Consider the following 13,965-nt stretch of genomic DNA (forward strand, 5'->3'; position numbering starts at 1 on the left):
TAAAAGAATTGTATACATTTGTCGGTCAGTCGATATATTTAAAGAATCGCCGATATAAATCTCATGTATCATTAGTGATATCCATATGCAAAATTACTGAACTTGAACAGAAACATTCTCCTCTTGTTCTTCAGGTTTAACAAGCGCATAACGCTCCCATGCTCTACTTTTCCAGCGGAAGAACATAATAATGGCACGTGTCCATTCGTCGATGGCGATTGCTAGCCAAATACCAACGAGCCCCATATCTAAATGAAAGGCGAAAAAGTAACCTAGTGGTAAACTCATTAACACCATAGAGAATGCACCGATTAAAACAGGATATTTTGCATCACCAGCTGCACGAAGCGAATTAATGATGACGATGTTCATCGTACGTCCCGTTTCAAGTAGTACACTTAGTAAAAGAACACTTGCGCCTAACCCGATAATGTGCGGATTATCTGTAAACAGTCCCATTAATTGTGTACGGAATGTAATAACGAGAGCGACCATACATAAAGTTACACCAATTGCCCATTTTACACTTTTCCACAAGCGTTCGTATGCTTCATCTTTTTCGCCACCACCAACGAGGCGGCCAATAATAATGGCTGTTCCCATACCAATTGCAATTGCAAATAAATAAGTGAACATGGAAATGTTAGTAGCGTATTGTCTAGCAGCTAATGATTCCGTTCCTAAGTACGTTGCGTAATAAAGGAAGACGATTTGACAAGCTTGATACATCACTTGTTCAAATGCAGATGGAATGCCAATTTTTAAAATTTTCCCAATGTATTCTTTGGATAAAGTGAAGTAATATTGTAATTTCACACGATATTCCATAACGCGGTATAGTAACCAGAAGAAAACAATAAGTGCGATCAATCGACTGATAGCGGAAGAAATTGCAGCCCCTTGTACACCGAGCTCAGGGAAACCAAATTTCCCGAAAATGAGTACGTAGTTTCCAGCGATATGAATCATATTCATTCCGAGTGAAATAAACATCGCTTGCTTTGTAAAACCGTGTACACGGATAATTGCGGCTAATGAGTTAATAATAGCTTGTAGGAAGATGGCTCCTCCGACGATAGATAAGTAGTTTTGCGCATACGTTAGTACATCGCCTTGTAAGTTCATTGCGAGCATCATATGTTTCGAAAATAAAAGAAAACCAGCGCTTATAACGAGCCCAACTATTAAATTTAATGTGACGGCTAATGCTGATATTTTAGATGCTTCCATAAAGCGTTTGGAACCGAGGTATTGAGATACAACGATAGCAGCGCCGTTCCCGATGACTTCTAATACCAAAATCGCAATATGAAGATATTGATTCGCTGCACCAACCCCAGATACAGCATCGTCTGATAATGCACTTAACATGAAAGTATCAGCGATCCCCATTAACATAAAAAGAAAAACTTCTAGAAAAATAGGCCATGTTAATAAGAATAAACTTAATTTCTCAGTAGGCCCGTTTTTTGCCTGAATTGCTGCCATGTCCGTCCCCTCTTTACCGATATCTATTTTTAGCAAAATGTATCGTAACATACTTTCTTAACCTTTGCACTCATTTTAGCCTACATATTTTTATTATGAAGAGAGTGCTATTTTATGATAAAAACAAAAGGATAATTATACATAAAATATTATGAGATATAAAATTCATTTTTCTCTGATAATTTAGAAAAGTATAAAAAATATTATTTTTAACACTTTAGTATGAATAATCAGCAATATGAAACGTTTACAAAGGTATATTTTTTAACGAAAAATTTTAATGAAATAGAAATATAAATATACAAAAAATATATTTGTGTGTATAATATGAATTATTAGAACATATATATATTTCTTTTTGTTTGAAAATGAAAGGGTTAACATTTTTTTGGAGGGTGGAAGTATGAAAAAAAAGATACCAGTTTTTGTAGCATCAACAGTAGCGATGAGCATGATGTTAGGGGCATGTAGCTATCAAAAAGATGAATCGCAAGCAAACGCTAAAGGGGATAGCGGAAAAAGCGGCGCGAAGCAAGTTATTAACTTAATTGAAACACAAGAAATTCCAACGATGGATCCAGCGTTATCAGCTGATGCAGTTTCTTCAAGAGTAATGACTAATACGATGGAAGGCTTATACAGTTTAGGAAAAGATGATAAGCTAGTTCCTGGTGTAGCGAAGGAATTCAAAAAATCAGAAGATGGTAAAAAATATACATTTAAATTACGTGAAGACGCAAAATGGTCAAATGGTGAGCCTGTGACGGCAAAAGATTTCGTATATGCATGGCAAAGAGCGATTAACCCAGATACAGCTGCGAAATCAGCGTACATTATGTATGATATAAAAAATGCAGAGAAAATTAATAAAAAAGAGATGAGTCCGGATCAATTAGGGGTAAAGGCGATTGATGATTATACATTAGAAGTGGAATTAGATAATTCAATTCCATACCTTGTAGATTTAATGGTATATCCAATCTTCTATCCTGTGAATGAAAAGTTTGTGAAAGAGCAAGGTACGAAGTTTGGTTTGGAAGCGAATACAACGCTTTATAACGGGCCATTTACATTAAGTGATTGGCAACATGAACGTAGCTTTAAAATGACAAAGAGCGCGTCATATTGGGACAATAAAGAAGTGAAGATTGAAGAAGTAAACTTTAATATTGTAAAAGATACATCTACGCCAATTAACTTATATGAAACAAATGCAATTGATCGAGCGTCGTTATTAGCGGAGTTTATTGATAAATATAAAGGAAAACCAGATTTCCAAACAGTAGAAGATACATCTGTATTCTTCCTTCGTTTAAATCAAAAAGATCCAGCTTTAGCAAATAAAAATATTCGTAAAGCAATTTCACTTGCTTTTGACCGTAAGCCATTCGTGGATACATTATTAAATAACGGTTCTAAGCCAGCGACAGGATTAATTCCTGATAACTTCATTAAAGGACCAGATAAAAAAGATTTCCGTGCTGTAAACGGGGATATTGTAAAACCAAACGTGAAAGAAGCGAAGAAATATTGGGAAGCTGGTAAAAAAGAACTTGGTAAAAATGAAATCGAATTAGAATTATTAAATGAAGATGTAGAGTTATCAAAGAAAACTGGTGAATATTTAAAAGGTGAATTAGAAAAGAATTTACCAGGTTTAACAGTAAAAATTAAACAACAACCATTCGCACAAAAACTAAAATTAGAAGATGCGGGCGATTATGTCATGTCATTCTCTGGATGGAGTGCGGACTTCCCAGATCCAATTACATATCTTGATATGTTTGTAACAGATGGGTCACAAAATAAGATGAAGTACTCTAATCCAAAATACGATGAAATCATTATGAAGGCGAAAAAAGATGGAAGCGATGTAAATGCTCGTTGGAAGAACTTATTAGAAGCAGAAAAAATGTTACTTGATGATGCTGCGATCGTTCCAGTATATCAACGTGGTAGAGCATATTTACAAAGAGATTCAATTAAAAATATGTATAACCATAAATATGGCGGCGATTTAAGCTTTAAATGGGCGTCAGTAGAGAAATAAGAAAAAAAGCAGGTGATCACCTGCTTTTTTTAATACGTTCGTTTCTTATAAATGCCTTTTCCGCCAACTTGGTTCCAGCCAGATTGTACATCCAAACTTTTGTTAACAAACTTCATTTTTTCTTTTCCACCAAAGAGCTTTTCGCCGATGCTATTTGTAATGACACCAATCAATGCTGTTATTCCGATGATGAGGGCAGCAACCGTAATAAAATCAATAAAAAAAGCAATCATTTGAAAACTCCCCCTTTGCCTGTCTGTATGTTTATTGTATGAGATAAAAAATGAAAAAGAAAGAAATGTCAGAAAAATATTTAATTTACTTTAGAAATCATGTAGACAGGAGGGAGGATATTTGTTAAAATAAGAACAAATGTTCCTTTTTTATTCTCATTTGTATAGTCTTACATTTCTTAATTGATTTATCAAGAAAAAGTAAGAAAACGTTCTCTTTTTCATAGGGAAGATTATAGATAAATAACTATATATTATATGAAAAATCTATGGGAAGTGAGTAGTAAAAGGGTTGAAAGTTATTGTTAAAGTACAGCTGAAATGAGCGTAATCATGTTACATAGCAGTGAAATACACGGGAGAGTTTTCTCAACTAGCAGGAAATTTACTGTATATTTCTTGCAAAATCTATTGTATAATGATTATAGAAGTTACTTATTAAAAGTAATTGTTGTTTATTATAAGTTGTTGCTTACATGAAATGTGATTTTTGTACTTTTCAATAAGACAAGTTATCACGAAAAATTGCTGAAGTTAGAAATTAAAACTGTATTTAGTACAGAATTTGTACTCTTTAAGGAGAGTGAGCTTTGTATGGTAACATTATATAGTTCTCCAAGCTGTACGTCTTGTAGAAAGGCGAAATTATGGCTAGAGGAAAATCATATTCCCTATACAGAACGTAATATTTTCTCAGATCCATTAACGATTGAGGAAATTAAAGAGATTTTACGTATGACAGAAAGCGGAACGGATGAGATTATTTCTACTCGTTCGAAAGTTTTCCAAGAATTGAATGTAAACTTAGAGTCTTTACCACTTCAAGATTTATATAAGATGATTCGTGACTATCCAGGGATTTTACGTCGTCCAATTATGATTGACGAGAAACGCCTTCAAGTTGGTTACAACGAAGACGAAATTCGTCGTTTCTTACCACGTACAGTAAGAACGTTCCAATTACGTGAAGCACAACGTCTTGTAAATTAATTATAATAATATGAAAACCTTCTACCTATTATATAGTAGAAGGTTTTTTTTAATGTTTCACATTGCGTAATCGAACTTGTTGTACAATAAAGCCGATGCATAAAATAGTGAAAATGAACAAATAAGGAATGCTTGCAGTGAAACTTGGATTGTTATGAAAAAAGGTTGCAAGTCTGTCTTCATGTGTAACCATTTTTCCTGCAGTATAGGCAAGAATTGCTGCACCGCAATAAATGAGGAATGGAAATCGCTCCATAAGTATTAAAATAAGTTTGCTGCCCCAAATAATAATCGGGATAGAAATGAGTAAGCCGATTATGACGAGTAAAAATCTCCCGTGAGCTGCACCTGCAATGGCAATAACATTATCAAACCCCATAACGAGATCCGCGAAAACAATTGTCCGCACAGCTTGAAATAAAGTTGTTTTTCCTTGAATAGAAGAAAGATCGTTGCTATTATCGGTTAATAAATTGACTGCAATTAATGTAAGTAAAACCCCGCCAATCAATTGTAGAAATGGAATGTCGAGTAAATAGACAGCTAGTATAGTAAGGACAATTCTTAGTACAATCGCTAAAAGAGTACCGATCAAAATAGCCTTATTTCGTTTCGATTCAGGTAAATTTCGGCTAGCTAGTGCGATGACGATTGCATTGTCACCACCTAATACAACATCGATACCGACAATCATTAGTACGGATGTTAAAAACTCTAAGTCCATTCGTCTGCCTCCATTTATGATGTTTTAATAAGCGAACTATATGTATGTGATGAAGAAAGTTGTTGTTAAATAATCTCTTCTAATAGAAGTTTCACTTTATTACAGTGTACGGGGGAATGTGGAAATGTATGTCCAAATTTTTTGTAAGTAAGAAATCGCTATAATAATATATTTACGTAGTTGATCGAGTAAAGATAGGCATATAACTATTTTTGTAAAATAAATCGATTTTATTTCCATTCTGGAGAATCTTATCATAAAATGAGAGTACAAGAATCTATTGATTTGTCATATGAGTGGGGAATCCCTTCATAACAATTCTAAGCAGGAAGGGAGAGTTGTATTTTGGATATTGAAAGAATTAATGATCATACGATGAAATTTTTTATTACGTACATTGATATAGAGGATAGAGGATTTAATCGTGAAGAGATTTGGTATGATCGCGAACGAAGTGAAGAGCTCTTTTGGGAGATGATGGACGAAGCTCGTGATCATGACGATTTCTTTATTGATGGGCCGTTATGGATTCAAGTGCAAGCAGTCGATAAAGGGATTGAAGTACTTGTCACGAAAGCAGAGCTTTCAAAGGACGGGCAAAAGCTGGAACTACCGATAGGGGTAGACAAAATTATAGATATTCCTCTAGATGAAGGCATCGAATCATTATTCCAGCAAGAATTAGTCGAAGAGGTAGAAGAACAAACAGGAACAAACTTTAATGAAGATGGTACGTTTGGCTTTTTAATTAAGTTTAATGATTTTGAAGATGTCATTTCATTAAGTCATCGTCTTATCTTTGAAGATATAAAAGATGAGCTGTATTCATTTGAGAACCGCTATTATGTATATGTGGAATTCGATGAAGTGCTACATGATGAAGAAGAAATCGATCGTATTTTAAGTATTATTTTAGAATATGGAGAAGAATCAACTTTAACAATTCATCGTGTAAGTGAGTATGGAAAACAAATTGTGAAAGAGCATGCGCTTGAAACGATTCGCAATAATTTTCCTGCTAAAACGTAGGCCGATTTCTGTAGTATGAAATCGGCTTTTTATATGAAGAATAGGAAAGCTTTCTTAGTTAGGAGGTAAGAGATGAAAAATACGTTAAAGCTGATTTTCTTTATACTGCTATTGTTCGCATTATTTGTTTCGTTACGTATGTTTATTGATGTAGCATTTTATTCAGATGTGATTGGGATAAAAGATGTTTCGGTTTTAGGTATTATTAGTATTTTATTTACAGTATCTGCGTTTTTAATTGGTTGCGTTATTTTCTTAGAGAACCGTCATCCGTCAAAAACACTTACATGGCTCATTGTGTTAGGTATTTTTCCGGTATTTGGATTCTTCGCTTATTTATTATTCGGACAGAACTTTCGGAGGAAGAGAATGTTCCAAAAGAAGGCGTTGCTCGATGAACAAGCGTTTTTACAATATAAGGGGCATGAAGATTACGAAGAACGGATTTTACGCAATCATAAGCATCAAGAGCTGTTATTTCGTTTAGCGGATCGCTTAGGCGCTTTAAATATTTCATTTCAAACTGAAACGAGAACATTAACAAATGGAGATGAAACGTTTCAGGCCATTTTAGATGGATTAAAACGAGCGAAACATCACATTCATATGGAATATTACATTGTGCGTGATGATAAGCTTGGAACGGAAATTAAAGATATTTTAATACAAAAATCAAAAGAGGGCGTAGTCGTTCGTTTTTTGTATGATGCGGTTGGAAGTTTTAAATTATCAAAATCGTATATTGAAGAATTAAACGATGCAGGAGTCGAAATGATTCCGTTCTTCCCTGTACGCTTTCCGATTTTAAACGATAAAATTAATTATCGAAATCATCGAAAAATCGTTATTATTGATGGAAATGAAGGCTTTGTAGGTGGATTAAATATTGGTGATGAATATTTAGGGAAGGATAAGTACTTCGGCTTTTGGCGAGACACACATTTATATTTGCGTGGTGAAGCTGTACAAAGTTTGCAGCTTATTTTCCTTCAAGATTGGTTTTATATGACTGGTGAGGCTGTGCTAGCCCCTGAATATTTACAAGCGAAAGCAGTTGAGGGGGAGCATTGGGGAGGCGTGCAGCTTGTTGCAGGTGGGCCTGATAATAAATGGGAAACGATTAAGCATTTATATTTTGCCATGATTGCTTCTGCTCGGAAATCCATTTGGATTGCAACGCCGTATTTTATTCCGGATGATGATATTTTATCCGCATTAAAGGTTGCTGCACTTGCTGGTATTGATGTTCGTTTATTAATGCCGAGTAAACCGGATAAGCGTACTGTCTTTTACGCATCGAGATCTTACTTCCCAGAGCTTTTAGATGCAGGTGTAAAGATATATGAATATGAAAAAGGTTTTCTTCATAGTAAAGTTGTCATCGTCGATTCTGATTTAGCTTCAATTGGGACAGCTAATATGGATATGAGAAGTTTTCATTTGAATTTTGAAGTAAATGCCTTTTTATATGATACAGATAGCATTCGAAAACTTGTTCAAGACTTTAAAGATGATTTAGAAGAATCAAGTGAAATTCATGTTGATCATTTTCATAAAAGACGTCTTCATAGACGAATTGTTGAATCAACATACCGCTTATTATCACCTTTATTATAAAAAGAGATGTCCGAAATTGGGACATCTCTTTTTTAAAAGGAATTTGTAACAAATTGTAGAATATAAGGAGCTGAAAGGGTGTGATTACGATATTTATCGCTAAAAGAGAAAACGGAGAGAAAATTCATTTACTCTATAATTGTAATGAAAAGCTTTTGCGCCGTATGCGTCAACAAGAACGATTCTTTTGTGTAGCTTGTGGAAAGGAAGTGCAAATGAAATTAGGGAAACAAAAAAGTTGGCATTTTGCTCATAAAAAAGTGAATTCATGTCTTGCCTTTTATGAAGCGGAATCAACGTATCATATGCACGGTAAAGAATTGTTATATAGATGGTTCAAGCGTCAAAACTTTCAGGTGGATATAGAGTACTACCTTCCAGAAATTAAGCAACGACCAGATGTTTTTGTAGAGAGGGCGGGCAGAAAAATTGCAATTGAATACCAATGTGCAAACCTCGCTATAGAGCAGCTGTACAAAAGAACATATTCGTATTGGCAAGCTGGTATACAGGTCATTTGGATCGTTGGTGGAAATCAATTGAAAAAGCAATCTGCATATTGGATGAAATTTTCCTCACTTATGGCTTTCTCCTTACAATCTTATCCTCAGCCACTTCTTATTTTCTTCTGTCCGAAACAAAAAACATTTATGAAATGTGTATTTGTCACTCCCTTTTCTACAAATGTCTTTTTCTCACATACTATATATTTACCAACTGATACGACTACTTTTGAAATGCTTTTTTCTCCCGTTCCTTTCGGGAAAGAAAGATTGGGTGAAGAGTGGAAGAAGAGAAAGAACTACTTCCGCAAAAATGCCCTGCCGATTTGGAATTATAATTATAAGTCATTATTACGCCTCTTATATCAATTTAAATGTACCCCAGCAAGCTTTCCTTCTGAAATTGGTGTTCCACTCCCTTCTGCATTTGCTTTACAAACAAACCCATTTATATGGCAAGCTTTTCTATATATGAAGTGTATAGGGAAGCTTGCAGTGGGAGAGTGTATTTCTCTTCAATACGTGTGTAGTTATGTAAAAAGGTATACGAAAAGGCGGATACTTCCGTACTTTTCAAAGCATATATGGAAAGTGGCAGTTACTGAATATATGACATTTTTATGCTATATAGGTGTTTTGCGTAAAGTGGGAACTTATACGTACCGGAAAATAAGGGATGTCATGATGTTAAAAACAGAGGAGGAGATTATAAAACATGATGAGATTTGCTTAATACATGCGCTATCTTTATTTGAGGCAAATTTTAACATGAGAGGAGGAAAAGGGGATATAATAAAGAATGATTGTGAAGGAATTACATAAGAAAAAAACGAATTGTACTTAAGTAGAGATATTTAAAGGAGGGCTTAAAGAATGTCTGAACAAAACAAAGCGAAAGCATTACCAGATCGCAACGAGATTGAAGAAGCAAGTACGTGGCGATTAGAAGATATTTTCCAAACGGATGCAGAATGGGAAAAAGAATTTCAAGCTATTAAAGAGCTATTGCCGAAGTTAACTGAATTTAAAGGGAAACTTAGTGACTCTGCGGACAATTTACTTGAGGCATTGCAATATGAAGATGAAATTTCAATGCGATTAGGTAAGTTATATACATATGCTCATATGCGTTACGATCAAGATACAACAAACTCTGTATATCAAGCATTAAATGATCGCGCAACAAATTTATATTCACAAGTATCTAGTAGCACAGCGTATATTGTTCCTGAAATTTTATCGATTTCAGAAGATACACTGCAAACATTCTTGAAGGAAAATAGAGATTTAAGTGTATATGAACATGCATTAGAAGAAATTACACGTCAACGCCCGCACGTATTATCAGAAGCTGAGGAAGCTTTATTAGCGGAAGCATCTGAAGTAATGAGTTCATCAAGCAATACATTCGGTATGTTGAATAACGCGGATTTAAAATTCCCATCTATTAAAGGGGAAGACGGAGAAGAAATAGAAATTACACATGGCCGTTACATTCAGTTTTTAGAAAGTGATGATCCTCGTGTTCGCAAAGATGCATTTAAAGCTGTATATGAAACGTACGGAAAATTTAAAAACACATTCGCAAGTACGTTAAGTGGAGCAGTAAAACGTAATAATTTCAATGCGCGTGTTCGTAAATATGATTCTGCTCGCCAAGCTGCATTGAGCAATAATAATATTCCGGAAGCAGTATACGATCAACTCGTTGAAACAGTAAATGACAACTTACATTTATTACACCGTTACATCGATATTCGTAAGCGTGCACTAGGACTTGATGAGCTTCATATGTATGATTTATATACACCACTTGTACCAGAAGTGAAAATGAATGTGAAATACGAAGAAGCGCAAGACCTTTTATTAAAATCTTTAAACGTACTTGGTGATGAATATGTTGATATTTTGAAAGAGGCATATGAAAATCGCTGGGTAGATGTGTATGAGAATAAAGGAAAACGAAGCGGGGCATATTCATCTGGTGCATATGGAACAAATCCGTATATTTTAATGAACTGGCATGATAATGTAAATAATTTATTTACACTTGCTCATGAGTTTGGTCATTCGGTGCATAGTTACTATACAAGAAAAACACAACCGCACGTATATGGTGATTATTCCATCTTCGTAGCAGAAGTGGCATCTACTTGTAATGAAGCGCTTCTAAATGATTATTTATTAAAAACGACAGAAGATAAGAAAGAGCGTCTATATTTATTAAATCATTATTTAGAAGGGTTCCGTGGTACTGTATTCCGTCAAACGATGTTTGCAGAGTTTGAACATATTATTCATAAGAAAGTACAAGAAGGACATGCTGTCACGCCAGACATGCTAACGGAAATTTACTACGATTTAAATAAGAAATATTTCGGTGACGCTTTAGTAATCGACGAAGAGATTGGTTTAGAATGGTCTCGTATTCCACACTTCTACTACAACTATTACGTATATCAATACGCAACAGGATTTAGTGCAGCGACAGCTCTATCTAAACAGATTTTAGAAGAAGGACAACCAGCAGTAGAACGTTATATTAACGAGTTCTTAAAAGCAGGAAGCTCTGATTATCCAATTGAAGTGCTGAAAAAAGCAGGAGTAGATATGGCATCTCCTGAACCAGTAAAAGAGGCACTACAAGTATTTGAAGAGAAATTAAATGAATTAGAAGCATTATTATTTGAAGAAAAGTAATGAAAAAAGACGAGGGATTGTATCCTCGTCTTTTTTGTTGAATAGATTTAATATCGATATTTGTTGAAGAGAAAGGTGGATTTTTTTGTTTTTTCTAACTGAAAGGATAGCTTTACGGCTGATTTTTGAAATTAAAACCCTTTGAATCGTTTTTTATAATTGAAATAAGAGAGTGTGATAACGATGATTCCGAATAAAAGAGGTAAGGCAATAATTTTAGGAAAAGCTTGTAGTAGAGAGAGGATGTACAAGAAAAAAGAAACGATGACAGCTAGAAAGAGAAGAGCAATATAAGATTTTTTCATAAATAAACCCCCTAAATGACCTTTTTTATAGCTTATTCAAAAATGAAAACGTTTAGAATGTGACAAAAGTGTGAAATTCGACAAAAGGGGTTGTCATCTGACGTCGAATCTTGTAATATAATAAGCGTGAACGAATTCACATACAAACATATACCCCTTTGTTTGAACGTGAAAATTTCTCCCATCCCCTTTAATATTTTTATAAGCCGTAAAGAAGAAGACCTGGTGTTTACACCAGGTCTTTTTCTTTTGCTATCCATTTCCAATAACGTTCGCATTTTACTTCTATCATTTGTACTTTTCGTTTCAGTTGTAATTTTTTTAGTTCGCGTTCAATTTCTTGTTGCGGACAGTCATAAATAAATGCTACTTCTTTTGAAGATATAAATTGTGTTGCTTCTAGTAGCACTTCTAAAGGTGGTAATGGTTCTGGCTCAATTTCACATTTTACAAGTTCTTTCAATAATTGTACGTATACATCGTAGGAATAATTTCCAGCGATTTTAATACCTTCTTCATCTGAGTTTGCATGAAAAAAGACGAGGGAAGGTATTTCTGTAATATGCATTTCATTCGTGAATTTCAAGTCACATTGGAAAGCTTTTTTTGCACTAGCAGAATGTAGATCTTTTTTAAATTCTTCTACATCAATATTGCTATCTCTCGCACATGCAAGTAATAGTTCGCAATCAGGGTTTGATACATTTTCAAGGAAAATGTATTCTTGGAGTTTTCGCAAAAACTTCGAACCTGCTTTTCGGCCTTGCAACTCCGCTGCCTTAATTGCCATCGAAACTAAATATGGTGTTGACGATGCTTCTTGCATATGTACTTTTCCATCACATGAAAAACCTTGTAAACTGGTTGTCTTTTCCCACACAAATCGAATATTAGCAGGTTTATTCCATTTGTGTGAGGAAGCGTTCGTTCCATCCACTTTCCCTGTTACGATATGACGAATAGAGAAGTATTTCCCGTATTCAAGCCATAGTTTAATAATAAAAGGCTCAATTTCCCAGCAATCTTTACAAAGTGGATCAATAAATAAATATGCTTCTACAGACTTATGCTCGCATGCGGAAGGAGATGGCATATTTATATGCTTTGCTTCCTGCTTATCCATTACACTTCACCTGTTTCGTTTGGAGTATTAACCATATGCTGAGCGGTTAATGCTAAACGTTCAAAAACAAACTCTCTTATATGACCATGCACTCCAGTATCATCCATTGCTTGCTCCATACATGATAGCCAAGCCTCTGCTCGTTTTGGGGTAATCTCAAACGGGAGATGGCGTGCTCTTAACATAGGATGACCATGTTCTTCAGTGTACAAATTAGGACCACCTAAATATTGGGTTAAAAATTGCTTCTGCTTCCTAGCGGTTTCTGTTAAATCTTCCGGGAAGATGGGAGATAAGTCAGGGTGTTTACTGACATAGGAATAAAATGTATCTACTAATATTGCAATGCATTGTTCACCGCCAATTGCTTCAAATGGTGTCATCGGTTGCTTGCTCATCCTTTATAAACTCCTTTTTCCATGAAATGTATATCTATTGTAGCAATGGAATGTTCGAGAGGGCAAATAAACAGCCTTCTCAAAGATTCTTTGCTTATTCTACGGGTGTAACCTTTTTTAGTGAGATGTATCCACTAGTGAAACATATTCACTAGTGGAATTTTCACTTTAGCGTGCTTTGTTTTGTTTGGCAAGGAAAAAGCGTTTTACTTTGTTATTTGTATGGCGAACAGGTATGTTATGTTGCGTTAATAAATCAATAAATGCAGCTTTTCCTGTTTCTTCATCTTGCACTTCAAATTCAATTTCATAATCATCGTGATTGTAATAGAAACTATGATCAAAGACAAGCGTTCCGCCTTTAAATAATGTTTCTGCTCTTTCTGTTGTTAAACTACCCATATATGTTAAAGCAGAAACAGGAATTTGTAATTTGTGTAATTGATCTACTACTGCTCCTTGAATGATTGTGTTTGTTTCCATCATCATTTTTGCTTCGTCTTCTGTTACGACTTGATGCGTTTCTAATAAACCGATTTCTGCAGGTTGTTTCAACGTTAACGTATAAGTTTCTCCTTTATGACGAATACGAAGTGCAGAGCCAGCTTCTTTTAACGAGAAGTCAGGTGTTTCAAAGTAGTGATTCACTTGTTTTGTAAATGCTTCAATAGAAAACGATTTACATAATGTATCGAATTCTTCTTTTGTAACGATATTTTTGAATTCAATTTCAATTTCTTGTGTCATTGTATAATCTCCTTTTGAAAAATAATTCTTTACACATTATCGCTTTTTCATAAATTTG

The 13,965-nt window shown here is 34.6% G+C and carries 13 protein-coding genes; 6 read left to right on the top strand and 7 right to left on the bottom strand.

Annotated features, from left to right (window positions below):
- Positions 1-93: 93 nt before the first annotated feature.
- Entirely contained in the window at positions 94-1,539 is a 1,446-nt protein-coding gene (locus tag AC22L0_RS02440; protein WP_009327244.1) for an MATE family efflux transporter, read from the bottom strand.
- 352 nt (positions 1,540-1,891) lie between these two features.
- On the opposite strand from AC22L0_RS02440, the gene AC22L0_RS02445 reads away from it, so the two are divergent.
- Positions 1,892-3,538: a peptide ABC transporter substrate-binding protein gene (locus AC22L0_RS02445; protein ID WP_000727250.1), complete on the top strand. Its 1,647-nt coding sequence runs from the start codon at positions 1,892-1,894 to the stop codon at positions 3,536-3,538.
- A 29-nt stretch (positions 3,539-3,567) separates the two neighbouring features.
- On the opposite strand, the gene AC22L0_RS02450 is transcribed toward AC22L0_RS02445, so the two are convergent.
- Positions 3,568-3,771, bottom strand: a complete 204-nt coding sequence (locus AC22L0_RS02450) for a hypothetical protein (protein WP_000559971.1) — start codon at positions 3,769-3,771, stop codon at positions 3,568-3,570.
- A gap of 594 nt (positions 3,772-4,365) precedes the next feature.
- Between AC22L0_RS02450 and spx the strand changes: the two genes are divergently transcribed.
- The gene (gene spx / locus AC22L0_RS02455) at positions 4,366-4,761 is read left to right on the top strand and encodes a transcriptional regulator Spx (RefSeq protein ID WP_000258267.1); all 396 of its coding nucleotides are present in this window, start codon (positions 4,366-4,368) and stop codon (positions 4,759-4,761) included.
- A gap of 49 nt (positions 4,762-4,810) precedes the next feature.
- On the opposite strand, the gene AC22L0_RS02460 is transcribed toward spx, so the two are convergent.
- Entirely contained in the window at positions 4,811-5,485 is a 675-nt protein-coding gene (locus AC22L0_RS02460; RefSeq protein WP_000362615.1) for a TerC family protein, read from the bottom strand.
- A 345-nt stretch (positions 5,486-5,830) separates the two neighbouring features.
- Between AC22L0_RS02460 and mecA the strand changes: the two genes are divergently transcribed.
- The 4 genes from mecA (at position 5,831) to pepF (ending at position 11,334) form a co-directional block, all read left to right on the top strand.
- Positions 5,831-6,514, top strand: a complete 684-nt coding sequence (gene mecA / locus AC22L0_RS02465) for an adaptor protein MecA (RefSeq protein WP_000350716.1) — start codon at positions 5,831-5,833, stop codon at positions 6,512-6,514.
- A gap of 72 nt (positions 6,515-6,586) precedes the next feature.
- Entirely contained in the window at positions 6,587-8,131 is a 1,545-nt protein-coding gene (locus tag AC22L0_RS02470) for a cardiolipin synthase (RefSeq protein ID WP_000799198.1), read from the top strand.
- 80 nt (positions 8,132-8,211) lie between these two features.
- Positions 8,212-9,456 carry a competence protein CoiA gene (locus tag AC22L0_RS02475; RefSeq protein WP_487272128.1) on the top strand — a complete coding sequence of 415 codons (1,245 nt, stop codon included), beginning with the start codon at positions 8,212-8,214 and terminating at the stop codon, positions 9,454-9,456.
- 51 nt (positions 9,457-9,507) lie between these two features.
- Positions 9,508-11,334, top strand: a complete 1,827-nt coding sequence (gene pepF, locus AC22L0_RS02480) for an oligoendopeptidase F (protein WP_048568765.1) — start codon at positions 9,508-9,510, stop codon at positions 11,332-11,334.
- Positions 11,335-11,465: 131 nt separating this feature from the next.
- Here the strand turns inward: pepF and AC22L0_RS02485 are convergent, their stop codons facing one another.
- From AC22L0_RS02485 to AC22L0_RS02500, 4 genes are all read right to left on the bottom strand, one after another.
- The gene (locus tag AC22L0_RS02485; RefSeq protein ID WP_000750355.1) at positions 11,466-11,639 is read right to left on the bottom strand and encodes a hypothetical protein; all 174 of its coding nucleotides are present in this window, start codon (positions 11,637-11,639) and stop codon (positions 11,466-11,468) included.
- 229 nt (positions 11,640-11,868) lie between these two features.
- Positions 11,869-12,762, bottom strand: a complete 894-nt coding sequence (locus tag AC22L0_RS02490) for a ClpXP adapter SpxH family protein (protein ID WP_000360656.1) — start codon at positions 12,760-12,762, stop codon at positions 11,869-11,871.
- Positions 12,762-13,160: a globin domain-containing protein gene (locus tag AC22L0_RS02495; protein ID WP_000043386.1), complete on the bottom strand. Its 399-nt coding sequence runs from the start codon at positions 13,158-13,160 to the stop codon at positions 12,762-12,764. Before AC22L0_RS02495 ends, AC22L0_RS02490 begins: the two co-directional genes overlap by 1 nt.
- Before the next feature lie 168 nt (positions 13,161-13,328).
- Positions 13,329-13,907 carry a CYTH domain-containing protein gene (locus AC22L0_RS02500; protein ID WP_000191120.1) on the bottom strand — a complete coding sequence of 193 codons (579 nt, stop codon included), beginning with the start codon at positions 13,905-13,907 and terminating at the stop codon, positions 13,329-13,331.
- Positions 13,908-13,965: the final 58 nt, after the last annotated feature.

The organism is Bacillus sp. LQ01, assembly GCF_057624735.1.